Below are 25,017 nucleotides of genomic sequence, written 5' to 3'. Positions count from 1 at the left end.
GGCCCTAGGTCACCGGTAGGGCGAGGCCTGCGCGAGCTTGACGCTCCCGCGCAGCACCGAGGGCGGCACGACCCCGTCCTGCCCGCTCCACCGGGGCAGCGAGGGGCTGACCTCGGCCAGCGCCCGCCGCAGCCCTATGGCGGCCTCGGGTCGGGCGCGCAGCACCTCGTGCAGCGAGTCCCGCCACTCGGCGGTGAACGCGGCGCGCGCGGGCTCCCGCCGCACCGCGTGCTGCGCCACCAGCGCCCGCCGCCCCTTCTCCAGCCGCAACCGGGGCACACCGGGCCGCACCGGGTCGACCGCCTCCGCGACCCCGTCCCGCAGCGCGGGCCACAGCGGGGTGTCGGTCGCCCTGGCGAGCGAGCTCGCCACGGCCCCGGCCAGCATCAGCAGCGCCTCCGGCAAGGTCGTGCGTCCTCTCATCAGGCGGTGCGGGAAGACAGGGGGCGGGCCCCGGAGGCGAGACCCCCTGGGGCGGACCCGGTGTCGGCGAGCGCGAGCACCCGACCAGGTCCGGCGCGACCCACGGGTACCCGCTCCACCACCGTTCGACGCCACCCGCCGGATGTGACGATGATCCACTTTGGCGGGTTCCCGGACCGCTGCTCCCGGACCGCGGCTCCCACCACGGGACACTCTGGCCCACCGGCCCCGCCCGCACCCCGCACCAGTGCGGTCGGGGCTCAGATCCCCGCGAAGGTCCGCAGCTCGTCCAGGTCCGGGATCAGCACGTCCCGGCGCAGGTGGCTGACCACGACCCCGGCCTTGCGCAGATCGCTGAAGGCCTTCTCGGCGGTCCTCGGCTTCATCCCGGCGATGGAAGCGAGTTCCACCTTCGTCAGCGGAATTCCGAGCGTCCAGCCGTGCACTTCCTCGCGACCATAAGTCTCGATCAATTCCACAAGAACGCGTGCGACGCGTTCCGCGGCGGGGTGCGAGAGGAAATCGCGTCGCCGCTGGTTGGCAGTTCGCAACCGGTCGTTGATCATTCCGATCAATTCCACGAACACGTCGTTCCTGCGGTGCAGGAAGCTCATCAGCTCGACGCTCGTGATGAGTTTCGCGACCACGTCCCCGCAGGTGACCACGGTCGCCGAGCGCGGTTTCTGGTCGAGGGCCGCCATCTCGCCCACCAGGTCGCCCGCGACCCTGATCGCGAGCAGCGCGGTGTCACCGGTCTCGTCGGTGGTCTGCACCTTCACGACGCCTTCGAGCAGCAGCAGGACGTGGGTGTCCTTCGCGTCCTGCTCGATGACCTCCCGGTCGGCGGCGTAGCGGACCACGGTGCCGACCGCGAGCAGCTCCTGTCTGGTGTTCTCGCGGAGCCTGCTCAGCAGGCTGTTGCTGGGCCACACTTGTTCCTGGGGCGCGGTGCTCGGCATGGGCAGCATGTGGGTCCTGTTACTGTCGTGACCGGCGGAACTCAATTGGGTCGACCCGGTGCGGTCGGCAAGTGATGGTCTCCCCTAACGTGCTGCGGACAGTACACCCGATTGGGGGGTAAGTGCGCTGAGCCAGTTCGGCGTTTTGCCCATCGGGGGCCTCCGGAAGATCGCACGCGAATGCGTTCGCAATGCCCAATCAAATGGAATCGCCCTGCTCCCGCGCGTCGCCATCGGCGCGCCGACCGGTGAAGACCTGTCCGATCCGGGACCTTGGACCTGTTGAGATGTCCGAAGGACCTGAACCCGTCCGCTCGGCGGGTCGCGGACCCCGTGGTCGGGCCGCCGGGCCACCCGCCCGTCCGCCGCGCCCTCGGGGCGGCACGCGGGGCACGTGAAAAGTTCTCGGGTCTGCCGGGCCACAGCCTGCCCGCTCCCGCCCCGAGTTGCCAACCCCGGTCCCGAACCCGCCCACCCCGAGCCCCGCAGTCCCCACCCGACGACGCGAGCCCTTCAGCCCCCGGTGCTGTGGCCCCCGGTGCTGCGGCCTCCGGTGCTGTGGCCCTCGGTGCTGTAGCCCCCGGCGCTGTGGCTCTGACCCGGTCGTCCGGAGCCCGCAGCCCCACGGGGCAGTCCCGATGCGGGAAATCTCGACTCGGCGCCCCTGGCCCAGCAGCCCTGACCTCTGCGGTTCCGCCCCGCCTGCCCCGATCCTCGTGGCTCGGCCCGCCCACCCCCGGACAGCACAAAATCCGCCCGCGTCCCCGGCCATGCTCCGAAGTGGAGCGCAACGCGGGTCGAGCGGGCGGTGCGGTGTGAACCCCAGCGCTTCCAGGTCGCAGCCGCCTGCTCACCGGACGCCGCTCACCACCACCCGTGCCCAGGGCACGAACGGGGAGGAGTGGTCAACCGGTTCGCCGAAGGGCACCGGGACGGGAGGCTTCCCGCCGGTGCTGCGGCCGACCTGGCGCCGCCGGGGACGGGAGTCGTGCCGCGAACTCCGCACGGCTCCGCGGTGAGCGGTTCCGTCCGGGTTCGTGGTCGACTCCGCCTCGGCAGCGCGCCAGGGCGATGTCAGTGTCAAAGATCGGGCTGCCGGTGGTACCGGCAGCCCGATCTCTGCATGGGTGTGATTGCGTCAGCGACGGTAGTCGTCGTAATCGTCGTCCGACGAGTCGTCGACGCGATCATCGCTTCGTCGACCGATGTCGGAATCGCCGGACAACTCGCGTTGCAAGGCGTCAAAGTCGGTGTTGTGAGAGCTGTACTTCAGCTCCCTCGCCACCTTCGTCTGCTTGGCCTTCGCTCGGCCGCGCCCCATGGCTCGACCCCCTCGCACAGGGACGGGGGCGGCCGGGGGAACGGCGGCCCCACTCGTCTCGACAACTAGTTCCTGGTAACTACCGTACCGTGTCGATGGGGTTGTCCGCGACGCGGTAGGCGTGACACGTGCCGCCAAATCTCACCGTGGGAGGATGCGGGGGTGCCTCGACCGTTCGTCGCCTACCTCAGGGTGTACGAACCGCTGTCATCCCTTGACGCACCGTTGGCGGACCGGGTGCGAAAAGCCCTGGAAGAGGGCCCGCTGACCCGTGCGGAGGCTGGGGAGCGGGAACGTCACCTGTGGTTGCGATCACAGTTGGGCGGGCGCCCGCGCCTGCTCCCCGGAGAACGCCCCGACGGGGGACCCTCGCCCGACGCCCCCTTCGACGTGATGGCCCTCGACCCGGCCGACGTCCCCGGCGAGGTCGGCGACGGCCCGCTTGTCTGCCCGCTGGACCTCCGCGCCCGCTCGGCCGCCGCCCTCGTGGGCTTCCTGGCCACCTCCTGGGGCCCGCTCCAGGACGAGGCGCTGCCCGCGAGCCCCGACGCGGTCCGGGCTCGGGCGGGCTCGGTCATGGCCGAGCTGACCGGCGGCGCGGTCCACGTCATCTCCACCACCTGGACCGTCCCGCTGCCCTGGTTCGCGCTGGTCGACCCGGAGGCCAGGCGGCTCGTCCTGGCCACCAGGGACGCGCCGGAGCGCGAGGTGTCCTGGCGGGTGTCCATGACGGACGCGCGCGAGCGGGTCGCGCGGGCGCTGCGCGTGGTCCGGGACTCGATCGGCGAGGAGGGGCCGACGAAGGTGCTCGCCGACACCGGCCGCTGGCTGGAGCACTTCGACGCGGGCTCGGCCGTCGAGCTGGACTACGGCGGCCTCGTGCAGCTCGTCGACGACCAGGACCTGACCGACGACACCTCGGCGCAGGACGTCAACGCCATCGTGGACGCCCTGGAGGAGGGGGACTCGGAGGAGGTCGCGCTGCGCTACGAGGTGCTGCGCGAGTTCTGGGGCGAACTGGCCCGGCGCGAGCGGCACGGCTGACCCCCGGCGGCCCCGGCCGCTGTGGGCCCGGTCGCTGTGTGCCCGGTCGTCATGGACCTGGCCGTCGTGGACCCCGCTGTCGCCGCAAGCCCGGTCGTCGTGGCCTCGGATGCCCGGACCGGGCCACCGGCCCCCCGATCGGGTGGTCGCCAGAATCACCCCGTCGTGCGGCCCCAGCGCCCTCCGAGACGGCCGCCCGGCCCGTGGGGCGCTGGCTGGGACGCCTCATCCGGCCACCGGCCCCTCGGTCAGCTTCCCGCGCGCCAGCACCACCCTCGCCGCCGTCGCGCACACCGCCGCCAGCACCAGCGCCCACGTCCACCCCAGCGCCATCGCCACCCACCCGGCGAGCGGGGGCGTCACCGTCGCGGTCAGGTAGTTCGCGCTGTTCTGCATCCCCAGCGCGGTCCCGCCGCGGCCCGGCGGGGCCAGCTCGCCCGCCGCCGTCACCGCCAGCCCGTTCCACGACATCGCCAGCGCGGCGGTCGGCAGCAGGGCCGCGCACACCAGCCACCGGGGCGCCGTGTCCAGCAGCGCCGCGCAGCCGGCGAACCCGAGCGCGACCGCCACCCCGATCGACCGCAGCGGCCCCAGCCTGCCGCCCGCCCGGTCCGACCAGATCCCCGCCGCGAGCCGCCCGGCCCCGCCGAGCACCTGGGCCACCGCGAACAGCGCCGCCGCCGTCGCCGCCGCGATCCCGAGGTGGCCGTGCAGCAGCTCCACCAGCAGCGCGCCCGCCGTGAACTGCGGCACCACCAGCAGCCCCGACGCCAGGCTCAGCCGCAGCAGCCGCCGGTCCGCCAGCACCAGGCCCTGCCCGCCGCGCGCGACCCGCACCACCCCCGGCGGCTCCCGCACCCACACCGCGACGGCGACCGCCACCAGCGCCGTCGCGCCCGCCAGCGCCAGGAACGCCACCGGCACCCCGGACCCGACCGCCACGGCGGGCAGCAGCGCCGCCGTGACCGCCGCGCCCAGCGGGACGGCGGTCTGCCGCACCCCCATCGCCAGCCCGCGCCGCTCCCTCGGGAACCAGGTCAGCACCGCCCGGCCACTGGCCGCGTTCACGCTCGCCCCGAACAGCCCGGCCCCGAACAGCGCCACCCCGGCCAGCACCGCCCCCGAGGGCGCTGCCAGAGCCAGGCACGCCGCGGCCCCGAACCCGCCGACCGCCATCACCAGCCGCTCGCCGCGCCGGTCCGCGACCGCACCCCACGGCACCAGCGCCAGCATCGTGCCCAGGTTCGCCGCGCCGAGCAGCAGCCCGACCTGCGGCAGCGACAGCCCGAAGTGCTCCCGCAGGTACGGGCTGATCGACGGCAGCCCCAGGAACACCGCCGCGTTGGTCCCCTGCGCGAGCGCGCCGACCAGCAGCACCACCCAGCGGTAGCTCACCGGCGACCACCACCCCGGCGGGCGCGGTCGGACGGGGCGTGCGGAACGGGGGCGCGGCTGATCACGCCCCCGACGCTAAGCCCGGTTGCTCAGGATGCGGGAGTGTGTTCCCGCCTGTTAGGAAGACTGATGGCGTTCCCGCAGGTCGCGGCTACTCGCCGGGACGCTTGCCGTGCAGCCCGCGCTCCACCGCGAGCAGCTCGTCCACCGACGCCGTGCCGCTCCGGTACCGCCCGCCGATCTCGTCGTTCAGCCGGTCCACCACGCCCTGCACCTCGCGCCGCCTGCCCGACACCGAGGCCTCCTCGGCGACGAACGTCCGCAGCGCCAGGTCCAGCTTCTCGTCGTCCAGCGCGCTCACGTCCGACAGGTCCACGTCGGACACCAGCGCCTCCACGTGCCGCTGGTGCGCGTCGGCCCGCGACGGCTCCTGCGACTGGTAGCGGCCCAGCCCGGTGGCGGGACCCACGGCGTTGGACGACAGGATCGCGGCCAGCCGGTCCACCACCGCCGACCCGCCCGTGCTGCGCCGCTGCTGCTCGGCCCGCACCATGTCGATCCGGGCGTGCAGCAACCGCCGCAGGTACGACAGGTCCGTCTCCTCCTGCGCGGCCTCGTCGCGCTTCGCGCGCACCTCGGCGAGCGGGAGCCGCTCGACACCCTCGGTGTAGTCGGGGGCGAGCACCCGGTCGATGCGGCGGCGCCCTCCGGGGCGCACCTCGATCACGTACTCATCCTGGGGTAGTCCGTGCTTGCCCGCCAACACAAACCTGCTTCCAAAGTTGTCTCAAACCCGTACCGGTGCGCGCCGACCGAGCAACTCGCGCGCCTGCGCGCCCGACAGCGGCGGGCGCTGGGCGATCCGGGCGACCCCCGCCGCCCGCGCCACCAGCTGGGTGGTGCTCTGCGCCCGCTGCCCCTCGGCGTACTCCGGCGTGTCCGCCAGGCCCACCCGCAGGTGCCCGCCGCACGCCAGCGCCGCCAGCAGCACCGGCAGCCCGGCCCGGTCGAGCCCGGTCGCCGAGAAGAGCGCCCCCTCCGGCAGCTCCCGCACCAGCGACACCAGGGTGTCCGCGTCGCCGGGAAGCCCGCCGGGCGCGCCCAGCACCAGCCCCACGTGCACCAGCCCGCCCGCGGGGAGGCCGCGCTCGTCCAGCAGCCTGCGCAGCAGCGCGAGCTGCCCCGCGCCGCTCACCGAGTACTCCGGGACGATCCCGCGCTCCCGCATCGCCTCGTGCGCGGCGACCGCGAACTCCCAGCGGTCGCCGCCACCGGGCGCGCCCAGCGCGAGGGACGCCGAGTCCGGCAGCGCGTCCAGCACGCGCAACCGGTCGGCGTCCGAAGCGCCGTCGGGCCCGTCGAGCGACAGCAGCACCGCCAGCGAGGCGCCCTCGCGCAGCGCCGCCACGACCTCGGCGGCCTGGCCGGGGTCCAGCGACAGCAGGCCGTCCGAGCCCCGGACGTCGACCCGCACCACCGAGGCCCCGACCTGCTCGCACGCCTGCGCGGCGGTCAGCAGCTCACCGGGGGCCACCGGCAGGTGGGGGACGTCGCCGCGCGCGACCCCGGCGGGGGCCGCGATGATCATCGTTCCGCGTGGACCGGGACGGGACATGCCGTGATAGTGGCACATCCCGGCCGTTCACCTGGCGAGCCCGCGCGCCGCCTCGTGGCCGAGGCGCGGGGAGTCGGCGGGCACCGAGTCCGGGTCCACGCTCGCCTGCACCACCCGGTCCTCCGCGCCGACCAGCAGTTCCGCGTCCACCGGCACCGAGCGCTTCACCAGCGCCAGCACCACCGGGCCCAGGTCGTGGTGCAGCGCGACGCTACCCACTCGGCCTACCACCCGGTCCCCGTGCCTGACCGGGTCGCCGGTCTCCGGCTGCACCTCGCGCGTGCCGTCCAGGTGCAGCAGCAGCATCCGCCGGGGCGGGCGGCCGACGTTCTGCACCTTCGCCACCGTCTCCTGCCCCCGGTAGCAGCCCTTGTCCAGGTGCACCGCCGAGCCGATCCAGTTGACCTCGTGCGGGATGGTCTTCTCGTCCGTGTCCACGCCCGGCCTCGGCCGCAGCGACTCCACCCGCAGCGCCGTGAACGCCCAGCTGCCCGCCGCCCGCGCGCCCGCGCCGGTCAGCCGCGACCACCAGTCGCCCAGCTCGCCGCGCGGCACCAGCAGGTCCACCGCGCCCGCGCCCGGCCACGACACCCGGCGCGCGAACCCGCCGCCCGGCAGCTCGCGGACGCCGTCCGCCCCGTCCGGGACCGGCACGTCCAGCTTCCCCAGCAGCTCCGCCGCGTCCGGCCCGGCCACGGTCAGCAGCGCCAGCTCGGCCGTCGCGTCGCGCGGCTCCACCTTGGACCAGAACACCATGCGGGACAGGTACTCCAGCAGCGGCGCGGTCGTCTCCGCCTCGACGTCCAGGTACGCGGTCCCGCCGGTGTTGGCGACCACCGCGTGGTGCTCCACCCGGCCCTGCGCGTCCAGCACCAGCATCTCGGTGCCCCGGTCCTGCCCCAGCGCGGTGAAGTGCTGGCTGGTCAGCGAGTGCAGCCAGGTCAGGCGGTCCTCGCCGGGCACCGCGATGACGCCGCGGTGCGAGCGGTCGAACACCGCGACGCCGCGCGCCGCCGCCCGCTGCTCGGCGAACGGGTCGCCGAAGTGCCAGGGAACGCCCTGGTCGGGGGCGCCGTCGAACGGCGCCACGGCGCCGGGCGTGGTCAGCGTCGGGGAGTTCACTCGGTCTCCTTGAGGCAGTCCCGGCAGGTGCCGGACAGCGCGAGGTGCGTTGCGTCCAGTTCGAACCCGTCCCGCTCGCGCAGTGTTCCGCACAGCGGTTCCAGCAGCTCGCACGGCACCTCGTCGACCCGGCCGCAGCGGTGGCACACCAGGTGCACGTGCTCGTGCTCGTCCACCGAGTAGTTCGGCGCGCCGTGCCCGAGGTGGGTGTGCCTGACCAGGCCGAGCCGGTCGAGCAGGTCGAGCGTGCGGTAGACGGTGGTGATGTTGACGGTGGGCGCGGTCTCCTGGACGCGCGCGCACACCTGCTCGGGGGTCGCGTGGCCCAGCGCGCGCACCGCGTCCAGCACGAGCTGGCGCTGCGGTGTCATCCGCATCCCCCGTTGGTGCAGAGTGCTGCGCAAGGCCCGCTGCCCACCCGCCGTGTCCACGACCTCGATGGTAGGCCCGTGGGTACGCTCGCCCCCATGCGCGTGCTCGCACTGCTCGACGGAACCCTCGCGGACCCCGACGCCCCGCTCATCCGGATCGACGACCTCGGCCTCGTGCGCGGTGACGGGATCTTCGAGACGATCCTCGTCGTCGACGGCAAGCCCAGGGAGCTCGGTCCCCACCTCGACCGCCTGGAGCGGTCGGCGGCCATGCTCGACCTGCCCGCGCCGGACCGCGCGGGCTACGAGCGGGCGGCGAAGGCGGTGCTGGACAACTGGTCCGGCAGCGCCGAGATGGCGCTCAAGCTCGTCATGACCCGAGGCGTCGAGGGCGGCGACGGCACGCCCACCGGCTTCGCGCTCGGGCTGGAGATCTCGCCGAAGGTGCTCGCGCAGCGCGCGGAGGGCATCGCGGCGGTCACCCTGGACCGGGGGATCGAGCCGGGCCTCGCCGAGCGCGCCCCGTGGCTGCTGCTCGGCGCGAAGTCCCTGTCGTACGCGGTGAACATGGCCGCGCTGCGCGAGGCGGAGCGCAGGGGCGCGGCGGAGGTGGTCTTCACGACCTCCGGCGGCTCGGTGCTGGAGGGCCCGACGTCCACCCTGATCGCGGTGCGCGGCCGGACCCTGACCACGCCGCCCGCGACGCTGGGCATCCTGCCCGGCACCACCCAGGCGGTGCTGTTCCAGGCCGCCGAGCAGGCCGGGTGGACGGTCGTCGTCGAGCCGATCGCCGCCGAGGACCTGTTCACCGCCGACGCGGTGCTGCTGGTGTCGAGCGTCCGCTCGATCACCCGCGTGCACACCCTGGACGGCAGGGCGCTGCCCGACTCGACCGCGCTGCACGCCGAGCTGCACGCGCTCTACGAGTCCCAGTACTAGGGCGCGGCGCTCGGGTCGCAGCGCTGGACCGCGGCGCCGGCAGCGGCGCTGAAGCAGATGCGGTCGGGGACCCGCGCCCGCGAGTCCCCCCCCCCCCCCGCGTCAGCGCTCGACCCGGAACCTGACCCGCGTGCCCGGCCTGGCCTGGCCCAGCCCCGGCAGCGCGCGCTCCGCGACGACCCCGATCACCGGGTAGCCCCCGGTGGTGGGGTGGTCGGCGAGGAACACCACCGGCCGGCCGTCCGCGGGCACCTGCACCGCGCCGGTCACCAGGCCCTCGCTGGGCAGCTCCCGGCCGGTCGCCCCACCGGTGCGCCGCAGCGCCGTCCCGGTCAGCCGCAGCCCGACCCGGTTGCTCCGGTCCGACACCACCCAGCTCCCGGCGGCCAGCTGACCCGCCGGGTCGGGGAACCAGTCGTCGCGCGGCCCCAGCAGCACCGGGACCTCGACCTCGTCGGGCGCGCGGGCGGGCACCAGCACGTCGACCCCGACCGGGATGCCGGTCGACTCGCCCAGCGGCAGCACGTCCCCGCGCGCGACGGGGTCCGGGCCGATCCCGGAGAGCAGGTCCGACGAGCGGCTGCCCAGCTGCTCGGGCACCGCGATCCCGCCGGACACCGCGAGGTAGCAACGCAAGCCGGAGGTCGGGATCCCGACCTCCAGCTCGTCGCCTTCCACGAGGTGGCAGGGCGAATCCCGCTCCCTGCCGTTGACCCGCACCGCGACCTGCGGACCGGTGACCGCGATCGTGCAGGAGCCGGTCGCCACCACCGCCAGGCCGCCCAGCAGCAGTTCCAGCCCGGCCGCGCCGTCGGCGTTGCCGACGAGCCGGTTGGCCAGGGCCAGCGACGCCCGGTCCAGCGCCCCGGAGGGCGGAACGCCCAGGTGGGCGTGGCCGGGTCGGCCGAAGTCCTGCACGAGCGCCTGCGGTCCGGTCCGCAGGACGCGGAGCGTTCTCACATTCCCACCTCGTTGTCCGACTCGCGCTCGGCGCGCTCCTCGGAGACCGCGGTGTGCCGCGTCTGGTTGGCCAGCGAGTGCTCCTCGGAGCTGCTCGCGGGTCGCGAGGGAACGCCGAGGCGCAGCCGCTTCGGGTTTGCCAGTGAACTCATATCCTCCACCTCCTCCCGTGCTGGACAGTGCCGAAAGTCCTTCGTAGTACTACGAAACAACGCGGGGGTTCCCCCGGTTGTGCCCCTTCACCCGCGCGAGTCGGGTCGCCTCGGTCACACCGCCTCGAAGCGCACCCGGTCACCGGGAGCCAGCAGCGCCGGTTCGTCCCGCCCAGGGTCGAACAGCGGCGCGTCCGTCGTGCCGATCAGCCGCCACCCGCCGGGCGTGGCCCTCGGGTAGGCGGCGGTGAACTCGCCCGCCACGGCGACCGCCCCGGCGGGGACGCGCGTCCTCGGCGAGTCCAGCCTCGCCTGCCGCAGCGGCTCCGGCAGGCCGGTCAGGTAGCCGAAGCCGGGCGCGAACCCGCAGAACGCCACCTCGTACGCGGCCCCGGCGTGCAGCGCGACGACCTCGTCCACCGCCAGGCCCGCCGTCTCCGCGACCAGCTCCAGGTCCGGCCCGTCGTAGCGGACCGGCAGCACGACCTCCCGCGCGGGCGCCGGGGCGGGCGCCGACAGGTCGACGCGGTCGAGCAGCTCGCGCACCGCCCCCAGCCCGCCGGGCGTGGCCTTGACCAGCACCGTCCGGGCGGCCGGGACGACCTCGGCGACCTGCGGCAGGTCGGCGGCCCGCACCGCCGCGCGCACCGCGGCGACCTCGTCCAGCGAGCCCACCTCGACGAGCACCGCGTCGGAGCCGCACCGCCTCAGTCGCATGGCCCTCCGCCCGGATCGGCTGGTCGTGATCGTCTGATTGTTGGATTGTTCAACAACCCGCGCGAAGGGCAATCCCTCGAACGGGCGATGGTGTCGTGCGTGCTCCCCCTGCGGCGGGACCGGTGAGCCCCTCGCTGGGACTCGTCCGGTGGTCCGCGTGGCCGGGACGGCGGCCGTGGAACGCCGCCGGTGGTGCGCTCGGCCGGTGGACCGGGCCCGGCCTGAGCCGGACCCGATCCCTCGCTGCCTTGCCGTTCAGAGGTCCTGCGGTGCTGCTGACCTGCGGTGCTGCGGTGAAGCGGTCCTGCGGCTGGGAGCGGCTCCCGAGCTAGCCGACGACCCGGCGCAGGTGCGCCGAGGAGTGCGGCTGCATGGGCTGGCCGACCATCGCGCGCTCCTCGACGTACGCCAGGTCGCCGTTGTTGACGATGCCGTACAGCCGCTGCGCGCCGGTCACCTCCTTGGCGGTCGCCGTGCGGACCACCGCGTCGGTGCCGAACTCCCAGGAGGTCTGGTTGCGGGGCTTGCCGTAGAACAGCTCCACGATCCCGGTGTTGTGCGTGAGCAGCACCTCGATCGTGTCGTCGGGCTGCGGGCGCCAGAAACCGGTCTCGCGCGCCGCCTGCCTGATCACCGCGCCGTTCTCGTCCAGCAGCCACGACCGCGCCTCGTAGTAGAGGAACGGCCGCCCGTCGTGGGCGAACGTGATCTGCTGGCCGAACCGGTACGGGCCCTCGATCGTCGGGTACACGACCTCGCCCTCACCGCGCCACACGCCGACCAGCGGCAGCAGCGCTAGGCACCCGTCGTGCAGCGAGGGGCCCTCCCGCAGGTTCGCGGTGTCCGCCGGGATCGGCAGGTCGTCGAACTGGGGGAGGTTGAGGGCGCGCGTCGACTCGGCGCGCTCTGCGGCGGCCTGGACGGCGGCGTCACCGCTGCCGGGGGCCGGCGTCTGCTCTGCCATCACCGCTGGTCGGAGAACAGCCGGTACACGACGTACCCGGCGAACCACGTGATGAGCAACGACACGAGGACCAGCAGTGTGGTGAAGAAGTGTTCCACTCGGCGAGTTTACCGTCACCGGGCGTCGTGGCGCGGGACTCGGTGGCGAAGACCACCGGACGCGTCGCGACTTGACCGAGCCAGAAAACGATCAAGATGATGGGGCGCACACCGGAAAACGGTCCAGGGGTTGGGTTTCCGCCCTCCGGAGGACGCGCGAGGGCCCCGGTGGCTGATCGCCGCCGGGGCCCTCGAAGCCGGTCCGTCAGGCGACCGCGACCTCGACCGCGTGCACGCCGGGACCGCCCGCCGTCACCGCGGCCTCGCCGTTGCCCGACCGGTGCAGCGCCCGCACCGTCCAGTCGCCGGGCGCCGCGTAGAAGCGGAACTCGCCCTGCTCGGACGACACCACCTCGGCGGTGAACTCGCCGGACGAGTCCAGCAGCCGCACGTACGCCCCGCCGACCGGCGCGCCCTCGGCGCTCACCCGGCCCGACAGCACGACCTCGTTCGCGCCCACGCTCAGCTCCACGCCCTGCTGGGGCGCCCCGCAACCCGCCGCGCTCATCACGCCTCCTTGCCGGGGCCGAGCTCGACCGGCACGCCGATCAGCGAGCCGTACTCGGTCCACGAGCCGTCGTAGTTCTTCACGTCCGAGTGCCCGAGCAGCTCGTGCAGCGCGAACCAGCTGTGCGAGGAGCGCTCGCCGATGCGGCAGTACGCGATGGTGCTGCGCGAGCCGTCGAGGCCGGCGTCCGCGTACAGCGCGGTCAGCTCCTCGTCGGACTTGAACGTGCCGTCCTCGTTCGCGGTCTTGCTCCACGGCACGTTGATCGCCGTGGGGATGTGCCCGCCGCGCTGCGCCTGCTCCTGCGGCAGGTGCGCGGGCGCGAGCAGCTTGCCGCTGAACTCGTCGGGGGAGCGCACGTCCACCAGGTTCTTCGCGCCGATCGCCTCGACGACCTCGTCGCGGAAGGCCCGGATCGACAGGTCCTGCTCCTGCGCCTGGTAGGTGGTCGCCTCGCGCTCCACGACCTCCTTGTCCAGGGGGCGGCCGTCCAGCTCCCACTTCTTGCGCCCGCCGTCGACCAGCTTCACGGCCTCGTGGCCGTACAGCTTGAAGTACCAGTAGGCGTACGCGGCGAACCAGTTGTTGTTGCCGCCGTAGAGGATCACCGTGTCGGAGTTCGCGATGCCCTTGGCGGACAGCAGCTTCTCGAAGCCCGCGCGGTCGACGAAGTCGCGGCGGACCGGGTCCTGCAGCTCGGTGCGCCAGTCGATCCGCACCGCGCCGGGGAGGTGGCCCCCCTCGTAGGCGGTGGTGTCCTCGTCGACCTCGACGAACACCACGCCGGGCGCGGCGAGGTTCTCCTCGGCCCAGGCGGCGGAGACCAGGACGTCTGCACGGCTCATCGAGCGGCTCCCATTCGTTGTGCGGAAGTGCGGTTTCGGGTCTGCGGTCGTGCTCTCGGGGCCGGGCGGGCTGCGCTCGGCGGCGGGGGTTCCGGGACGCGGGTGTCGTCAGGTGCGGGGCGCGGGCGCCGGGGCGGCCCGGCGGACCAGCAGGAACAGCTCGCAGCCGAGGCACAGCCCCAGCGCGGCGTTCAGCAGGGCCGCGGTCAGCGCGGCCGAGGTGGCCACCACGCCCAGCGCCGTCCAGCCCGCCGCGTAGCCGATCGTGCCGACCAGCGCGAAGGCGAACCCGACGCCCTGGGCGAACCGCAGCGGCGCCGCGTCCTCCCGCTCCGCCTCCGGCAGCCGGGGCTGCAGGACCCGCCGGTACACGTGCCCCCACGGGTTGAGCCGCAGCGACACGAAGGCGCACATCGCGAACAGGAGGGTCTGCGCCGCCAGCAGCCGCCACGAGCCGGTGAGCAGCACCAGGACCAGCACCGCGCTGGTGAACCAGGCGCTGAACCTGGCTCCCCTGGGATCGACGGGGACGTCTTTCGGCACGGCGACCTCCTGGCGTTGGCGTCAGGGGCGGTGGGGACGGGTGGCGCGCTCGGCGCGGTCACGCCCGGCGCGGTCACGACGACCTCGGCGGGTCAGCCCGCCGTGCGACACAGGCTGCTGCGGACGCGGCACAGGTCCACCGCGAGTCGCTTGGTCAGCAGCGCGTTCATGCCGTCGAGGGTAGCCGCTAGTCCCTGCCACCGGGAGTGGTGTCCAGGGGTTGGGAGGACCGGATCACCCGTCCGACGGGCGCGCCCGCCCGGTGAGCGCGCCGGACAGCTCCTCGGCGTCCGGGACGCCGGTGACCCGCAGCAGCTCGGCGCCGCGCCGGTCGTAGGCGATGGTGGTCGGGGTGCCGAGCACCCCCAGGTCGGCGGCCAGCGCGGGCCGCTCGGTCACGTCCAGCTCGGCCAGGCGCAGGCCACCGGTCCGCTCGACCAGCGCGCCCAGCACCTGCCTGCTGCGGCGGCAGCCCGCGCAGAACCGGGTCGTCACCTGCACCAGGGTCACCTCGGCGTCCGGGTCGAGCAGCGCCCGCACCTCGGCGGGCAGCCCGCGCCGCGACCCCGGCCGCACCCGGCCGCGCCCGCGGAGCGCGACGGCGACCGCCGCCACCACCACGAGCGCGGACAGCAGGCCGAGCAGGCCCCCGGTCACGCGGGCGCCCCCGTGAGCCCGCCGCGACCGGGGGCCGCGCTCACCGCTGGTCCAGCGGGATGTTCTCCAGGGTCCCCTCGACGGTCAGCGCGCCGCTCTCCACCCGCACGGCGGTCGGCGTCACGGTGAACGGCAGCGAACCGGGGTCGATCTTCACGTTCAGCGCCGACCGCACCGCGCCCAGCACCTCGTTGAGCCCGGCCAGCGAGGTGTCGTCGATCTCCACGTCGTTCACGCCGATCTCCACCATCCCGCCGGACAGCGTCACCGTGCCGTAGGCCGAGATCCGGATCTTGCGCCCGGCCAGCGAGGTCGTGCCGCTCAGCTTCACGGCGGCGGCGGTGGGCGGCTGCTGCCCGCCCTGCGTCTCCGGACCGCCCTGCTCGACCGGCCTGGTGTCCGGCTCGATCGCCATGTCGGTGAACGGCGTGACCTGGTTGACCAGGCGGTTCAGGTCGTTCGCCTTGATCTTGACGCTGCCCTTGACCTGGTCGATGCGCGCGTTGCTGGTGTCGCCCGCCAGCAGCTCGGACAGCCCGATCCTGGTGTGGTAGAGGTTCGCCTTGATCTCCAGGTCGCGCAGCTGGTCGCGCACCGGGACGCCGTTGGCGGTGATCTCGATGTCCCGGTAGTCGCCGCCCAGCGCCTGGGTGATGAACGGGAACCCGTTGATCCGCACGGCCGGGTCCTCGCTGAGCTGGAGCTTGTCCCGCATCCGCTGGGCCACCTGGTACTCACCCGCCGCAGCCAGGCCGAAGTCGGCCGCGACCAGCAGCCCGCCGAGCACCAGGGCCGTGATCACGAGCTTGCGGCCCCGCCGGGGTCGGCGGGGTTCGGGGGCGGTCATCGCCAGGTCCTCCAGGAAGCGTCGTCGAGCCAGGTCGCGATCCGGTCTACCAGAACGGGCGTCATCGCCGACTCGGCGTGGCCGATCCGCGGCTCCAGCCACAGCTCGGCCGCGCCGCAGGCGGCCCGGTGCAGCGCGGTGGCGTGGGCGGGCGCGAAGTACCGGTCCAGCTCGCCGTGCACCAGCAGCAGCGGCGTGGGCGCGATCCGGTGCACCACCTCGACGGGGCTCTCCGGGACCCGCGCCCACGGCCCGGCCAGCCGCACGCCCAGCGCGCGGGCGGCGAGCCTGCCGTGCGGCTGCTCCAGCAGCCAGTGCACGCGGCGCATCGCGGCGGTCTCCCTCGACCACCACCGCGCCGGGCTGCTGACCGCCGCCACGGCGTCCGGCCGGTCGTCGGCGAGCGCGGCGTGCCGCAGCGCCACCGACGCGCCCATCGAGAACCCGACCACCACGACCCGCCGGTACCCCAGCTCGCGGGCCAGCGAAACCCCGGCGGTGATGTCGTGGACCTCGTCACCGCCGACGGTGGTCCGCCCGCCGGAGCGGCCGTGCCCCCGGAAGTCCAGGGCGACCACCCCGCCGTGCCGGGCGAAGCGGCGCAGCACCCGCGCCACGTACGGCTTGCCGGTGTGGTTGGTGAAGCCGTGGCCCACGACGAACGCCAGGTCCGGGGCGGTCGACGGGGTCGTCACGTGTACCCCGTGCAGGCGAACTCCGCCGTGTGACACGGGTGTAACAAGCGTGACGCTTGTGGAAACAACTGTGACCCTGTCCTGCTGACCTGGGTCTTTCGCGGCGCGCACCGGTATCGTCTCCGTCATCCGCAGGCAACGGGGCCCGGTCACCGTACTTCTCCGCGAGTGCTCCGGTGACCAACACCGGCCGAACAGGGAGGGCGCCGCGATGAGCATCGACGTGCTGCTGCTGACCACCGACCCCGATCCCGAGGCGGTGCTGCCCGCGCTGGCCCTGCTTCCGCACGAGGTCCGCCCGCTGCGCCCCGAGGTCTCCGCGCTGCTGGAGGCCGGACCCCACGACGTCGTCCTGGTGGACGCCCGCACCGACCTGGTCGGCGCGCGCGGCCTGTGCCGCCTGCTGGACTCCAGCGGCGTCGACGTGCCGGTCGTCGCGATCGTCACCGAGGGCAGCCTGGTCGCCGTCAACGCCGACTGGAGCGTCGACGAGATCCTGCTCCCCACCTCCGGCCCGGCCGAGGTCGACGCCCGGCTGCGCCTGGTGCGCTCCCGCCGGGGCGCCGCCCAGTCCGGCGGCGACGGTTCGCTCCAGCTCGGCGAGCTGGTCATCGACGAGGCCACCTACACCGCCCGCCTGCGCGGCCGTCCGCTCGACCTCACCTACAAGGAGTTCGAGCTGCTGAAGTACCTGGCGCAGCACGCGGGCCGGGTGTTCACCCGCGCGCAGCTGCTCCAGGAGGTCTGGGGCTACGACTTCTTCGGCGGCACCCGCACCGTGGACGTCCACGTGCGGCGCCTGCGCGCCAAGCTCGGCCCCGAGCACGAGTCGCTCATCGGCACCGTGCGCAACGTGGGCTACAAGTTCGTCCGCCCGCCGCGTCCCGGCTCGCTGCGCCGCCCCGAGGCCGAGCAGGCCATCGGGGCCCCGCAGCTGGACGAGACCGAGCTGTTCCGCGTCTGAGCGCCGGGTCCCCCGGTCGGGTCCCCCGGCTCCGGTCGCCGGAGCGGGAGCCCGAACGCGGGGTCCGACCGCGGCCCGATCGACCGCCGCCGCAGCGGGTAGCGTCGCGGGCGTGGCTGACCTGACCTGGCACGACGCGCTGGACCCCGAGCAGGCCGAGGAGATCACCCGGCTGCTCGCCGAAGCCGAGGAGGTGGACGGCGTCGCCCCCGTTGGCGAGGCCGTCCACCTCCGCTTGCGTCCGGGGGCTTCCGGCAGCGCGCACCTGCTGGCCCGCGCCGACGGCGTCCTCGCCGGGTACGCGCACCTCGACCTGCTCGGCGACTCGGACGGCAACCTGGTGGCGGAGCTGGCCGTGCGGCCGGGGTCGCGTCGCGCGGGCGTGGGCTCGGAGCTGGCCGGGGCCCTCCTCGGCGCCGCCGCCGACCGCGGCAAGCCGGTGCGCTTCTGGGCGCACGGCGACCGCGAGGGCGCTTCCGGGCTCGCCGCGAGGCTCGGCGCCCGCAGGGTCCGCGAGCTGTGGGTGATGCGGCGCGAGCTGGCCGGGCTGCCCGAGGTCCCCCCGCTGCCCGAGGGCGTGGCGCTGCGGTCCTTCGAACCGGGGCGGGACGAGGACGCGGTCGTGCGGGTCAACGCGCGGGCGTTCTCCTGGCACCCGGAGCAGGGCGCGATGACCGCCGACGACGTCCGGCTCAAGGAGGCCGAGGACTGGTTCGACGCGGACGGCTTCCTGCTCGCGGTGGACGGGGCCGACCGGCTGCTCGGCTTCCACTGGACCAAGCGGCACGACGAGTCCATGGGCGAGGTCTACGTGGTCGGCGTCGACCCGGACGCGCAGGGCGGCGGCCTCGGCAAGGCGCTCACCCTCGCGGGTCTGGTCCACCTGAAGAGCACCGGACTGCGCGACGTGCACCTCTACGTCGAGTCCGACAACTCACCGGCGGTGCGCGTGTACACCCGGTTGGGCTTTTCGCGGTGGAAAGCGGACGTCCAATACGCCCTGTAGTGACAAACCCATCACGCCATGCAAACGTGCAGGTCACGGGATCACCCTAATGGCCGTGGGTCCAGTCACCTCCCGTGTGGTGTTCACCTTCCGTTCATGTTCCCCTGGGGGTCTGTCCACTCTCGCTCCCTACCGTCCGTGTCGAGCGGTGAAACGCCGCTCAATCAAAGCCCCCGTACGTGGAGGACCCAGGTGAAGACCAAGCGGCACGGCGCCGTCGTCGGCCTTATCGCGGCCGGTGCGCTTCTGCTCACCGCATGTGGCAGCGACAACAACACCGCTGCGACCGGAAGCTCCTCGACGGGTGGCGCGAGCACCCCGTCCGTGCCCGTCGAGTGCGGTGGCAAGACGAAGCTGAACGCAGAGGGCTCCTCGGCTCAGAAGAACGCGATCGACACGTTCGTCCAGGCCTACCAGCAGCAGTGCGCGGGCGCCGACCTCGCGTACAACGGCTCCGGTTCCGGCGCGGGCATCAAGAACTTCAACGCGGGCCAGGTCGACTTCGGCGGTTCCGACTCCGCCATGAAGGACGCCGAGATCGCCGCCGCCACCGAGCGCTGCCAGGGCAACCCCGCCTGGCACCTCCCGATGGTCTTCGGCCCCGTCGCCCTCGGCTACAAGCTGAACGGCGTCACCGACCTGGCCCTCAACGCCGAGGTCACCGCCAAGATCTTCAACGGCTCGGTCAAGAAGTGGAACGACCCGGCGATCTCCGCGCTGAACTCCGGCGCGAAGCTCCCCGACACCGAGATCAAGGTCGTCTACCGCAACGACGAGTCCGGCACCACGGACAACTTCCAGAAGTACCTGACCACGGCCGCCCCCGCGGCGTGGACCCAGGGCGACGGCAAGCAGTTCAAGGGCGGTGTCGGCGAGGGCAAGGAGAAGTCCGCCGGTGTCGCGCAGGCCGTGGCCTCCGTCGACGGCGCGATCACCTACGTCGAGCTGTCCTACGCCCAGGACAACAAGCTCTCGATCGCCAAGATCGACTCCGGTGCCGGCGCGGTCGAGCTGACCGGCGAGTCGGTCGGCAAGGCCATCGACAGCGCGAAGATCAAGGGTGAGGGCAACGACCTCGTCCTCGACCTGAACTCGATCTACGGCACCAAGGCCGCGGGCGCCTACCCGCTGCTCCTGGCCACCTACGAGATCGTCTGCTCCAAGGGCTACGACGCCGACACCGCCAAGGCCGTCAAGGCGTTCCTGACCGTCGCGGCCACCACCGGCCAGGCGGGTCTGGCGGACGCGGGTTACGCCCCGCTGCCCGACGCCTTCCAGGAGAAGCTGCTGACCGCCATCAAGGCGATCGCCTGAGTCAGGCAGACTCCGGACGTTGACGCGAAGTTGACGCGATGAACGACCGCACTGCGGCGCAGCGCCCCGCGGGCACCGGGACCCATCCCGGTGCCCGCGGGGGCGTCCCGGCCGCTCGACCAGCCCCGGAGGCTCCGATTCCCCCCACCTCGGAAGGCGAGAAGAAGGCGCACGTCCGGCCAGGTGACCGGATCTTCAGCGGGCTCGCCACCGGTTCCGGCGTCCTCGTCGTGGTGCTCATCGCGGCGATCGGCGTGTTCCTGCTCATGCAGGCCGTCCCGTCACTCGCGCTGAACAACGCGAACTTCCTGACCAGCCGCGAGTGGTCCACCGGCGATGTCGGCGACATGCGCTTCGGCATCCTGGACCTGCTCCTGGTCACCGTGGTCGCCTCGCTCGTGGCGCTGGCGATCGCCATGCCGATCGCGCTGGGCATCGCCCTCTTCCTCACCCAGTACGCCCCGCGCAAGCTGTCGCGGACGTTCGCCTACGTCATCGACCTGCTCGCCGCGGTCCCCTCGATCATCTTCGGCCTCTGGGGCCTGTTCATCCTGGGGCCGGTGCTCACGCCGATCGGCGAGTTCCTGACCGACAAGCTCGGCTGGATCTTCCTGTTCTCGCAGGGCAACGTGTCCATCGAGCTGGGCGGCACGATCTTCACCGCGGGCATCGTCCTCGCCGTGATGATCCTGCCGATCATCACCGCCGTCAGCCGCGAGGTCTTCGACCGCACCCCGCCCGCGCACGTCGAGGGCGCCATCGCGCTCGGCGCGACCAAGTGGGAGGTCGTCAAGACCACCGTCCTGCCGTTCGGCAAGGCCGGTTACGTCAGCGCCTCGATGCTCGGCCTCGGCCGCGCGCTCGGCGAGACCATCGCGCTGACGATCATCCTCAGCTCCACGGCCCAGGCGTTCGGCTGGAGCCTGTTCGACGGCGGCGCCACGTTCGCCTCGAAGATCGCGCTGGCCGCGCCCGAGTTCAACGACCCGAAGTCGGCGGGCGCCTACGTCGCCGCGGGCCTGGTGCTGTTCGTCCTGACCTTCGTGGTCAACGCGATCGCCCGGTCCATCGTCGCCGGTCACAAGGAGTACGAATGATGGCCGAGACGGCGGACCTGGACCGCCTGGCGAAGCCGCCCACGTTCCAGAGCATCAGCGGCGTCCGCAAGTTCAAGAACGGCATGGCCACCGCGCTGGTGTGGCTGGCGTTCGGCGTCGCGATCATCCCGCTGGTGTGGGTGCTCTACACCGTGATCCAGCGCGGCTTCCCGATCGTGCTCAACGCCGACTGGTGGCAGAAGTCCCTGTCCGGGCTGCTGTCCCGGCAGCAGGGCGGCGGCGTCTACCACGCGATCTACGGCACCCTGGTCCAGGGCCTGATCTGCGCCCTGATCTCGGTCCCGATCGGCATGTTCGTCGGCGTCTACCTGGTCGAGTACGGCGGCCGGTCGAAGCTGGCCAAGGCCACCACGTTCATGGTCGACATCCTCACCGGTGTCCCGTCCATCGTGGCCGCGCTGTTCGTCTACTCGCTGTGGATCACCACGTTCGGCTTCGGCCGCAGCGCGTTCGCGGTGTCGCTGGCCCTGGTGCTGCTCATGGTCCCCGTGATCGTGCGCACCACCGAGGAGATGCTCAAGATCGTCCCCGACGAGCTGCGCGAGGCCTCCTACGCGCTGGGCATCCCCAAGTGGAAGACCATCGTGAAGATCGTCCTGCCCACCGCGCTCTCCGGCATCCTCACCGGCATCATGCTGGCGCTGGCGCGCGTGATGGGCGAGACCGCCCCGGTGCTGGTGCTGGCGGCGTACGCGCCGTTCATCAACTACAACCTGTTCGACGGGCCGATGGCGTCGCTCCCGCTGCTCATGACCACGGAGCGCAACAACCCGACGGACGCGGGCTTCGACCGGCTCTGGGGTGCGGCGATCACCCTGGTCCTGATCATCACGTTGTTCAACCTGCTGGCGACCGCGGCCTCGCGGTGGCTGGCCCCGAAGACCAAGTGAGCGGGCACTGATGGCCAAGCGCATCGACGTCAAGGACCTCAACCTCTACTACGGCAAGTTCCACGCCGTGAACGAGGTCTCCCTAGCCGTTCCGCCGCGCAGCGTGACCGCGTTCATCGGCCCGTCCGGCTGCGGCAAGTCCACCGTGCTCCGCTCGCTGAACCGGATGCACGAGGTGGCGCCCGGCGCCCGCGTCGAGGGCAAGGTGCTGCTGGACGGCGAGGACATCTACGCCTCCTCGGTCGACCCGGTGCAGGTGCGCCGCACCATCGGCATGGTGTTCCAGCGCCCCAACCCGTTCCCGACGATGTCCATCCGCGACAACGTCGTGGCGGGCCTGCGCCTGGCGGGCGTGAAGAACCGCAAGCAGCTCGACGAGGTCGCGGAGCGCTCGCTGCGCGGCGCGAACCTGTGGAACGAGGTCAAGGACCGCCTCGACCGGCCGGGCGGCGGCCTGTCGGGCGGTCAGCAGCAGCGCCTGTGCATCGCGCGCGCCATCGCCGTCCAGCCGGACGTGCTGCTGATGGACGAGCCCTGCTCGGCCCTGGACCCGATCTCCACGCTGGCGATCGAGGACCTGATCACGGAGCTGAAGAAGGACTTCACCATCGTGATCGTCACCCACAACATGCAGCAGGCGGCGCGCGTCAGCGACCAGACCGCGTTCTTCAACCTGCTCGGCGTGGGCCAGCCCGGCAGGCTGATCGAGGTGGACGACACCGAGAAGATCTTCTCGAACCCCACCCAGAAGGCCACCGAGGACTACATCTCGGGCCGCTTCGGCTGATCGCCGGATTTCTTGGAGGAGCCCCTCGCGCGATTCGCGCGGGGGGCTTTTTCGCGCGCGTTCCGGAGGTATCTTCTCCGTGCGGGGCGATCGGTGCCGCTGACACCTCGAGCGCCTGCGGAGCGGGCCCGGCGACGAACCGGGAACCCTCTGCTTTCGGCGCGCGTCGAATCCGGGGACGGGGCGGCACCGGTACGGGTACCGTGCTTGCTCGGGAACGGGCTGTGAGCGCTCACCAGGGGGTAGACGTGGCGGAGAACGACCAGGGTACAGCGGGGCAGGGCGGGCAGAACACCGCCCACGCCCTCCCCACCATGACCGACATTCGCCAGGAGAACGCTGCGGACGCCCACGTCCAGATGCAGACGTCCACCTCCGCGAATCCCCTGTCCCGCGCGGTCGAGGCCGCCTCCATCGTCGTCAAGATGGAGGTGGATTCCCGGACCCAGTTCGAGCAGCAGCGGCGTGATCTCGGCGCCCAGATCCAGGACACCCGTCCCCCCATGGCGCCCGACGGCACCAACTACATGTCCTACGAGCACACCGCCCTCCAGCAGATGGTCACCGAGGGCATGGACCCCGCCAGCGCGCGCGGTCAGGTCGACGCGTGGAACCAGGTGGGCACCACCCTGGTCACCCTCCAGGACAACCTGCGCGGCGCGACCGCGGCGAGCAAGGACGCCTGGCAGGGCGAGGCGGCGGAATCCGCGCGGTCCTACTTCGGCAGCGTCACGGACTGGTCGACCAACGCGGCCCAGTCCGCCCAGTACACCAGCGCCCAGATGCAGAGCCAGGTGGACGCGGCCGAGAGCGCCAAGTCGAAGATGCCCGAGCCGGTCCAGTTCAGCACGGCCGACGCCACCAAGATGCTGCTCGCCGAGCCGAACCCCCTCAACTGGGGCGGCACGATCTCTGAGATCAAGCAGAAGTTCGCCGAGAAGCAGGAAGCCCACGTCAAGGCCGCCGAGACCATGACGGCGATGTCCAGCACGTTCGCCGAGACGGGGGCCACCATGCCCGCCTTCGTCGCGCCCCCGCCCATGTCCGGTTCGGACAGCGGCTCCTCGGACAGCGGCGACAGGACCTCGATCAGCTCGCGCCCCGACTCCAGCGTCGGCAGCGGGATCGGCACCGGCACCGGCACGGGGCGCATCGGCGGCGTCGGCACCGGGAACAGCGGCACCTACGTCTACGACGGCGGACCGAACGGCGGCGGCACCACCGGGACCGGCAACGGCGGTGGCAGCGGCAGCGGCGGCTTGAACAACTCGGGCGGCAACACCAACCAGTCCGGCGTGACCTACCCCGGTGGTGGCGGCACCGGTGGCGGTGGCGGTGGCACCGGCGGTGGCGGCACCGGTGGTGGTGGCATCGGTGGAGGCGGCATCGGTGGAGGCGGCACCGGCGGTGGCTACGTCCCGCCGGGCGGTGTCGGCTACCTCCCGCCCGGTGGCACGGGCACGGGTGGGACCGGAACCGGTTCCGGCGGTCTCGGCGGTGGTCGTGGCGGTCTCGGCGGCGGCACGGGCGCGGGTGGCCTCGGTGGCCGCGGTGGCGCAGGCGGCCTGTCCGGCGGTCCCGGCGGTCTCGCCGCGGCGGGTGGTCGCGCGGGTGGTTTCGGCGGTGGCGCGGGCGGCTTCGGCGCCGGTGGGTCCGGCGTCGGCGGCTCGGGCCTCGGTGCGGGCGGCTCCTCCTCCGCCCTCGGCGAGGGTGGCCGCAGCGGTGTGGGGGGCTACGGCTCCGGTGGTGCGGGTGGCCTCGGTGGCGCGGCGGCCGGGCGCGGTGGCGCGGCGGCCGGTGGCATGGGTGCGGGCGGCATGGGCGCCGCAGGTGGCCGGGGCAACGGGGAAGAGGACAAGGAACACAAGTCCGCCTCGTACCTCCAGGAGACCGAGGACGTCTTCGGGGACGGGACGCTCGTGGCACCTCCCGTCATCGGCGGGTGAGCGTGTTCTCGTTCAGCCTGTCCCACGCCGCAGCCGACATCCTCTGGGAGGACCTCGACCTCGGCTCCCGTCCTTACCCCTTCGAGATCCGCCACGTGGGCCGGACCTTCGACGAGCGCGCGGGTATCAGGAACGCGGTGTACCGCGACCTGGAGTCCAGGAAGCTGGCGTTCCGGGGGCGGGTCGTGGGCGAGGTCCAGGAGGCGCTGACCTTGTTGGTCCGCGCCGACTACACCGTCAACGCGATCGCCGCGCTGGACGCCCGCGTCCCGGAGCGCCAGCTGCTGGCGCGCGGCGGCGCGACCCGTGACGTGGCGGCGCTGGCTGTGCTGGACGACCGGATGCTCAAGGTCGACCTGATCCGCTCCTCGGCGCTGCTGCACGCGCTGGTCTCACTCGTGCCGCAGGTGCGGCCGGGACCGGGGCACTCGATGACCCTCCCGGTTCCCCAGGGGCAGGAACAGCGCAGACCTCGCCGGGAAGAGGACTACGACGCGAACACCTTCACCAGCGCCGTCTCCGCGCGGAGCGCCAGGGGAGGCCAGGAGCAGCAGCTCATGGCGATCTTCTCGCGCCCCAAGCTGAGCCTGGGGAACTTCGGCTTCTCGGTTCGCGGCAGGTACGGCCGGGAGACCAAGGGGCCCGAGGTCATCTGGTTCGACAACGACCAGGGCCGGTACATGATGCAGACCAGGGAGAACCCGGACGGCCAGCGCTGGATGACGGCCGCGCCCGCCGACAGCGGCCGGATCGCCATGCAGCTCGGCCAGGACCTCAACTTCCTGCTCAACAGCTGACCCCGCGCGACGCGGAGGGG

The 25,017-nt window shown here is 73.0% G+C and carries 28 protein-coding genes; 10 read left to right on the top strand and 18 right to left on the bottom strand.

From position 1 onward, the window contains the following. Nucleotides 1-9: 9 nt before the first annotated feature. From AMIR_RS39825 to AMIR_RS33905, 3 genes are all read right to left on the bottom strand, one after another. Nucleotides 10-405: a hypothetical protein gene (locus AMIR_RS39825; protein WP_041837197.1), complete on the bottom strand. Its 396-nt coding sequence runs from the start codon at nucleotides 403-405 to the stop codon at nucleotides 10-12. 278 nt (nucleotides 406-683) lie between these two features. Then, nucleotides 684-1,391, bottom strand: coding sequence for a Crp/Fnr family transcriptional regulator (locus AMIR_RS33910; protein ID WP_015805517.1), 708 nt, complete (start codon nucleotides 1,389-1,391; stop codon nucleotides 684-686). Nucleotides 1,392-2,520: 1,129 nt separating this feature from the next. Continuing rightward, on the bottom strand, nucleotides 2,521-2,703 hold the full coding sequence (locus AMIR_RS33905; RefSeq protein WP_015805515.1) for a DUF3073 domain-containing protein: 183 nt from the start codon (nucleotides 2,701-2,703) through the stop codon (nucleotides 2,521-2,523). Nucleotides 2,704-2,865: 162 nt separating this feature from the next. Between AMIR_RS33905 and AMIR_RS33900 the strand changes: the two genes are divergently transcribed. Further along, nucleotides 2,866-3,747 (top strand): DUF8083 family protein, encoded by an 882-nt coding sequence (locus AMIR_RS33900; RefSeq protein WP_015805514.1) that lies wholly within the window; start codon nucleotides 2,866-2,868, stop codon nucleotides 3,745-3,747. 225 nt (nucleotides 3,748-3,972) lie between these two features. Here the strand turns inward: AMIR_RS33900 and AMIR_RS33895 are convergent, their stop codons facing one another. The 5 genes from AMIR_RS33895 to AMIR_RS33875 all read right to left on the bottom strand — a co-directional run bounded on the left by AMIR_RS33895 (nucleotide 3,973) and on the right by AMIR_RS33875 (nucleotide 8,250). Continuing rightward, complete coding sequence (locus AMIR_RS33895; protein WP_280956270.1) at nucleotides 3,973-5,142, bottom strand: MFS transporter; 1,170 nt, start codon at nucleotides 5,140-5,142, stop codon at nucleotides 3,973-3,975. A 151-nt stretch (nucleotides 5,143-5,293) separates the two neighbouring features. Further along, entirely contained in the window at nucleotides 5,294-5,869 is a 576-nt protein-coding gene (locus tag AMIR_RS33890) for an RsiG family protein (RefSeq protein ID WP_015805512.1), read from the bottom strand. A gap of 60 nt (nucleotides 5,870-5,929) precedes the next feature. Continuing rightward, nucleotides 5,930-6,730 carry a beta-keto acid cleavage family enzyme gene (locus AMIR_RS33885; protein WP_015805511.1) on the bottom strand — a complete coding sequence of 267 codons (801 nt, stop codon included), beginning with the start codon at nucleotides 6,728-6,730 and terminating at the stop codon, nucleotides 5,930-5,932. A 54-nt stretch (nucleotides 6,731-6,784) separates the two neighbouring features. Continuing rightward, nucleotides 6,785-7,879, bottom strand: coding sequence for a CAF17-like 4Fe-4S cluster assembly/insertion protein YgfZ (gene ygfZ, locus AMIR_RS33880; RefSeq protein ID WP_015805510.1), 1,095 nt, complete (start codon nucleotides 7,877-7,879; stop codon nucleotides 6,785-6,787). After that, complete coding sequence (locus AMIR_RS33875) at nucleotides 7,876-8,250, bottom strand: Fur family transcriptional regulator (protein ID WP_232520094.1); 375 nt, start codon at nucleotides 8,248-8,250, stop codon at nucleotides 7,876-7,878. Before AMIR_RS33875 ends, ygfZ begins: the two co-directional genes overlap by 4 nt. Before the next feature lie 96 nt (nucleotides 8,251-8,346). Between AMIR_RS33875 and AMIR_RS33870 the strand changes: the two genes are divergently transcribed. Further along, nucleotides 8,347-9,189, top strand: a complete 843-nt coding sequence (locus AMIR_RS33870; RefSeq protein ID WP_015805508.1) for an aminodeoxychorismate lyase — start codon at nucleotides 8,347-8,349, stop codon at nucleotides 9,187-9,189. A gap of 102 nt (nucleotides 9,190-9,291) precedes the next feature. Here the strand turns inward: AMIR_RS33870 and AMIR_RS33865 are convergent, their stop codons facing one another. The 10 genes from AMIR_RS33865 to AMIR_RS33825 form a co-directional block, all read right to left on the bottom strand. Next, a complete protein-coding gene (locus tag AMIR_RS33865) occupies nucleotides 9,292-10,149 on the bottom strand; it encodes a 5-oxoprolinase subunit C family protein (RefSeq protein WP_015805507.1) in 858 nt (285 codons plus the stop codon). Beyond that, nucleotides 10,146-10,301: a hypothetical protein gene (locus AMIR_RS40825; protein ID WP_015805506.1), complete on the bottom strand. Its 156-nt coding sequence runs from the start codon at nucleotides 10,299-10,301 to the stop codon at nucleotides 10,146-10,148. Before AMIR_RS40825 ends, AMIR_RS33865 begins: the two co-directional genes overlap by 4 nt. Before the next feature lie 114 nt (nucleotides 10,302-10,415). Continuing rightward, on the bottom strand, nucleotides 10,416-11,018 hold the full coding sequence (locus AMIR_RS33860) for a 5-oxoprolinase subunit B family protein (protein ID WP_015805505.1): 603 nt from the start codon (nucleotides 11,016-11,018) through the stop codon (nucleotides 10,416-10,418). Between the two features lie 328 nt (nucleotides 11,019-11,346). Continuing rightward, nucleotides 11,347-11,982, bottom strand: a complete 636-nt coding sequence (locus AMIR_RS33855; protein ID WP_015805504.1) for a heme-binding beta-barrel domain-containing protein — start codon at nucleotides 11,980-11,982, stop codon at nucleotides 11,347-11,349. Nucleotides 11,983-12,285: 303 nt separating this feature from the next. After that, nucleotides 12,286-12,588 (bottom strand): DUF1416 domain-containing protein, encoded by a 303-nt coding sequence (locus AMIR_RS33850; protein ID WP_015805502.1) that lies wholly within the window; start codon nucleotides 12,586-12,588, stop codon nucleotides 12,286-12,288. After that, nucleotides 12,588-13,433: a sulfurtransferase gene (locus AMIR_RS33845; protein WP_015805501.1), complete on the bottom strand. Its 846-nt coding sequence runs from the start codon at nucleotides 13,431-13,433 to the stop codon at nucleotides 12,588-12,590. The genes AMIR_RS33850 and AMIR_RS33845 overlap by 1 nt, the downstream gene beginning before the upstream one ends. A gap of 108 nt (nucleotides 13,434-13,541) precedes the next feature. Further along, the gene (locus AMIR_RS33840; protein ID WP_015805500.1) at nucleotides 13,542-13,976 is read right to left on the bottom strand and encodes a DUF4395 domain-containing protein; all 435 of its coding nucleotides are present in this window, start codon (nucleotides 13,974-13,976) and stop codon (nucleotides 13,542-13,544) included. Between the two features lie 234 nt (nucleotides 13,977-14,210). Further along, nucleotides 14,211-14,633, bottom strand: a complete 423-nt coding sequence (locus AMIR_RS33835; RefSeq protein WP_015805499.1) for a thioredoxin family protein — start codon at nucleotides 14,631-14,633, stop codon at nucleotides 14,211-14,213. A gap of 40 nt (nucleotides 14,634-14,673) precedes the next feature. Next, nucleotides 14,674-15,480 (bottom strand): LmeA family phospholipid-binding protein, encoded by an 807-nt coding sequence (locus AMIR_RS33830; protein ID WP_015805498.1) that lies wholly within the window; start codon nucleotides 15,478-15,480, stop codon nucleotides 14,674-14,676. Then, nucleotides 15,477-16,175: an alpha/beta hydrolase family protein gene (locus AMIR_RS33825; protein WP_240438759.1), complete on the bottom strand. Its 699-nt coding sequence runs from the start codon at nucleotides 16,173-16,175 to the stop codon at nucleotides 15,477-15,479. Before AMIR_RS33825 ends, AMIR_RS33830 begins: the two co-directional genes overlap by 4 nt. A gap of 211 nt (nucleotides 16,176-16,386) precedes the next feature. On the opposite strand from AMIR_RS33825, the gene AMIR_RS33820 reads away from it, so the two are divergent. From AMIR_RS33820 to AMIR_RS33785, 8 genes are all read left to right on the top strand, one after another. Continuing rightward, nucleotides 16,387-17,139 (top strand): response regulator transcription factor, encoded by a 753-nt coding sequence (locus AMIR_RS33820; protein WP_015805496.1) that lies wholly within the window; start codon nucleotides 16,387-16,389, stop codon nucleotides 17,137-17,139. Between the two features lie 112 nt (nucleotides 17,140-17,251). Further along, nucleotides 17,252-18,145: a mycothiol synthase gene (gene mshD, locus AMIR_RS33815; RefSeq protein ID WP_015805495.1), complete on the top strand. Its 894-nt coding sequence runs from the start codon at nucleotides 17,252-17,254 to the stop codon at nucleotides 18,143-18,145. Nucleotides 18,146-18,337: 192 nt separating this feature from the next. Beyond that, nucleotides 18,338-19,459 carry a phosphate ABC transporter substrate-binding protein PstS gene (pstS, locus tag AMIR_RS33810; RefSeq protein ID WP_015805494.1) on the top strand — a complete coding sequence of 374 codons (1,122 nt, stop codon included), beginning with the start codon at nucleotides 18,338-18,340 and terminating at the stop codon, nucleotides 19,457-19,459. Between the two features lie 38 nt (nucleotides 19,460-19,497). Next, nucleotides 19,498-20,556: a phosphate ABC transporter permease subunit PstC gene (pstC, locus tag AMIR_RS33805; protein ID WP_015805493.1), complete on the top strand. Its 1,059-nt coding sequence runs from the start codon at nucleotides 19,498-19,500 to the stop codon at nucleotides 20,554-20,556. After that, a complete protein-coding gene (pstA, locus tag AMIR_RS33800) occupies nucleotides 20,553-21,467 on the top strand; it encodes a phosphate ABC transporter permease PstA (protein WP_015805492.1) in 915 nt (304 codons plus the stop codon). Before pstC ends, pstA begins: the two co-directional genes overlap by 4 nt. A gap of 10 nt (nucleotides 21,468-21,477) precedes the next feature. Next, nucleotides 21,478-22,254 carry a phosphate ABC transporter ATP-binding protein PstB gene (gene pstB / locus AMIR_RS33795; protein ID WP_015805491.1) on the top strand — a complete coding sequence of 259 codons (777 nt, stop codon included), beginning with the start codon at nucleotides 21,478-21,480 and terminating at the stop codon, nucleotides 22,252-22,254. A 314-nt stretch (nucleotides 22,255-22,568) separates the two neighbouring features. Further along, a complete protein-coding gene (locus tag AMIR_RS36515) occupies nucleotides 22,569-24,200 on the top strand; it encodes a PPE domain-containing protein (RefSeq protein ID WP_143761012.1) in 1,632 nt (543 codons plus the stop codon). Further along, nucleotides 24,197-24,997, top strand: a complete 801-nt coding sequence (locus AMIR_RS33785; RefSeq protein ID WP_015805489.1) for an ESX secretion-associated protein EspG — start codon at nucleotides 24,197-24,199, stop codon at nucleotides 24,995-24,997. Before AMIR_RS36515 ends, AMIR_RS33785 begins: the two co-directional genes overlap by 4 nt. The last annotated feature ends 20 nt before the right edge of the window (nucleotides 24,998-25,017 follow it).

Source organism: Actinosynnema mirum DSM 43827 (assembly GCF_000023245.1).
Lineage (GTDB): Bacteria > Actinomycetota > Actinomycetes > Mycobacteriales > Pseudonocardiaceae > Actinosynnema > Actinosynnema mirum.
The sequence above is the reverse complement of the archived record's forward strand: the minus strand, read 5'-3'. Positions and strand labels throughout refer to the sequence as shown.

Coding starts and splice junctions, on each gene's coding strand:
- AMIR_RS33830 (WP_015805498.1), bottom strand. CDS start 15,480: ATGACCGCCCCCGAACCCCGCCGACCCCGGCGGGGCCGCAAGCTCGTG.
- AMIR_RS33850 (WP_015805502.1), bottom strand. CDS start 12,588: ATGAGCGCGGCGGGTTGCGGGGCGCCCCAGCAGGGCGTGGAGCTGAGC.
- AMIR_RS33885 (WP_015805511.1), bottom strand. CDS start 6,730: ATGATCATCGCGGCCCCCGCCGGGGTCGCGCGCGGCGACGTCCCCCAC.
- AMIR_RS36515 (WP_143761012.1), top strand. CDS start 22,569: ATGACCGACATTCGCCAGGAGAACGCTGCGGACGCCCACGTCCAGATG.
- pstA (WP_015805492.1), top strand. CDS start 20,553: ATGATGGCCGAGACGGCGGACCTGGACCGCCTGGCGAAGCCGCCCACG.
- AMIR_RS33905 (WP_015805515.1), bottom strand. CDS start 2,703: ATGGGGCGCGGCCGAGCGAAGGCCAAGCAGACGAAGGTGGCGAGGGAG.
- AMIR_RS33860 (WP_015805505.1), bottom strand. CDS start 11,018: ATGCGACTGAGGCGGTGCGGCTCCGACGCGGTGCTCGTCGAGGTGGGC.
- AMIR_RS33855 (WP_015805504.1), bottom strand. CDS start 11,982: ATGGCAGAGCAGACGCCGGCCCCCGGCAGCGGTGACGCCGCCGTCCAG.
- AMIR_RS33870 (WP_015805508.1), top strand. CDS start 8,347: ATGCGCGTGCTCGCACTGCTCGACGGAACCCTCGCGGACCCCGACGCC.
- AMIR_RS33820 (WP_015805496.1), top strand. CDS start 16,387: ATGAGCATCGACGTGCTGCTGCTGACCACCGACCCCGATCCCGAGGCG.
- AMIR_RS33845 (WP_015805501.1), bottom strand. CDS start 13,433: ATGAGCCGTGCAGACGTCCTGGTCTCCGCCGCCTGGGCCGAGGAGAAC.
- AMIR_RS40825 (WP_015805506.1), bottom strand. CDS start 10,301: ATGAGTTCACTGGCAAACCCGAAGCGGCTGCGCCTCGGCGTTCCCTCG.
- pstB (WP_015805491.1), top strand. CDS start 21,478: ATGGCCAAGCGCATCGACGTCAAGGACCTCAACCTCTACTACGGCAAG.
- pstC (WP_015805493.1), top strand. CDS start 19,498: ATGAACGACCGCACTGCGGCGCAGCGCCCCGCGGGCACCGGGACCCAT.
- AMIR_RS33910 (WP_015805517.1), bottom strand. CDS start 1,391: ATGCTGCCCATGCCGAGCACCGCGCCCCAGGAACAAGTGTGGCCCAGC.
- AMIR_RS33875 (WP_232520094.1), bottom strand. CDS start 8,250: ATGACACCGCAGCGCCAGCTCGTGCTGGACGCGGTGCGCGCGCTGGGC.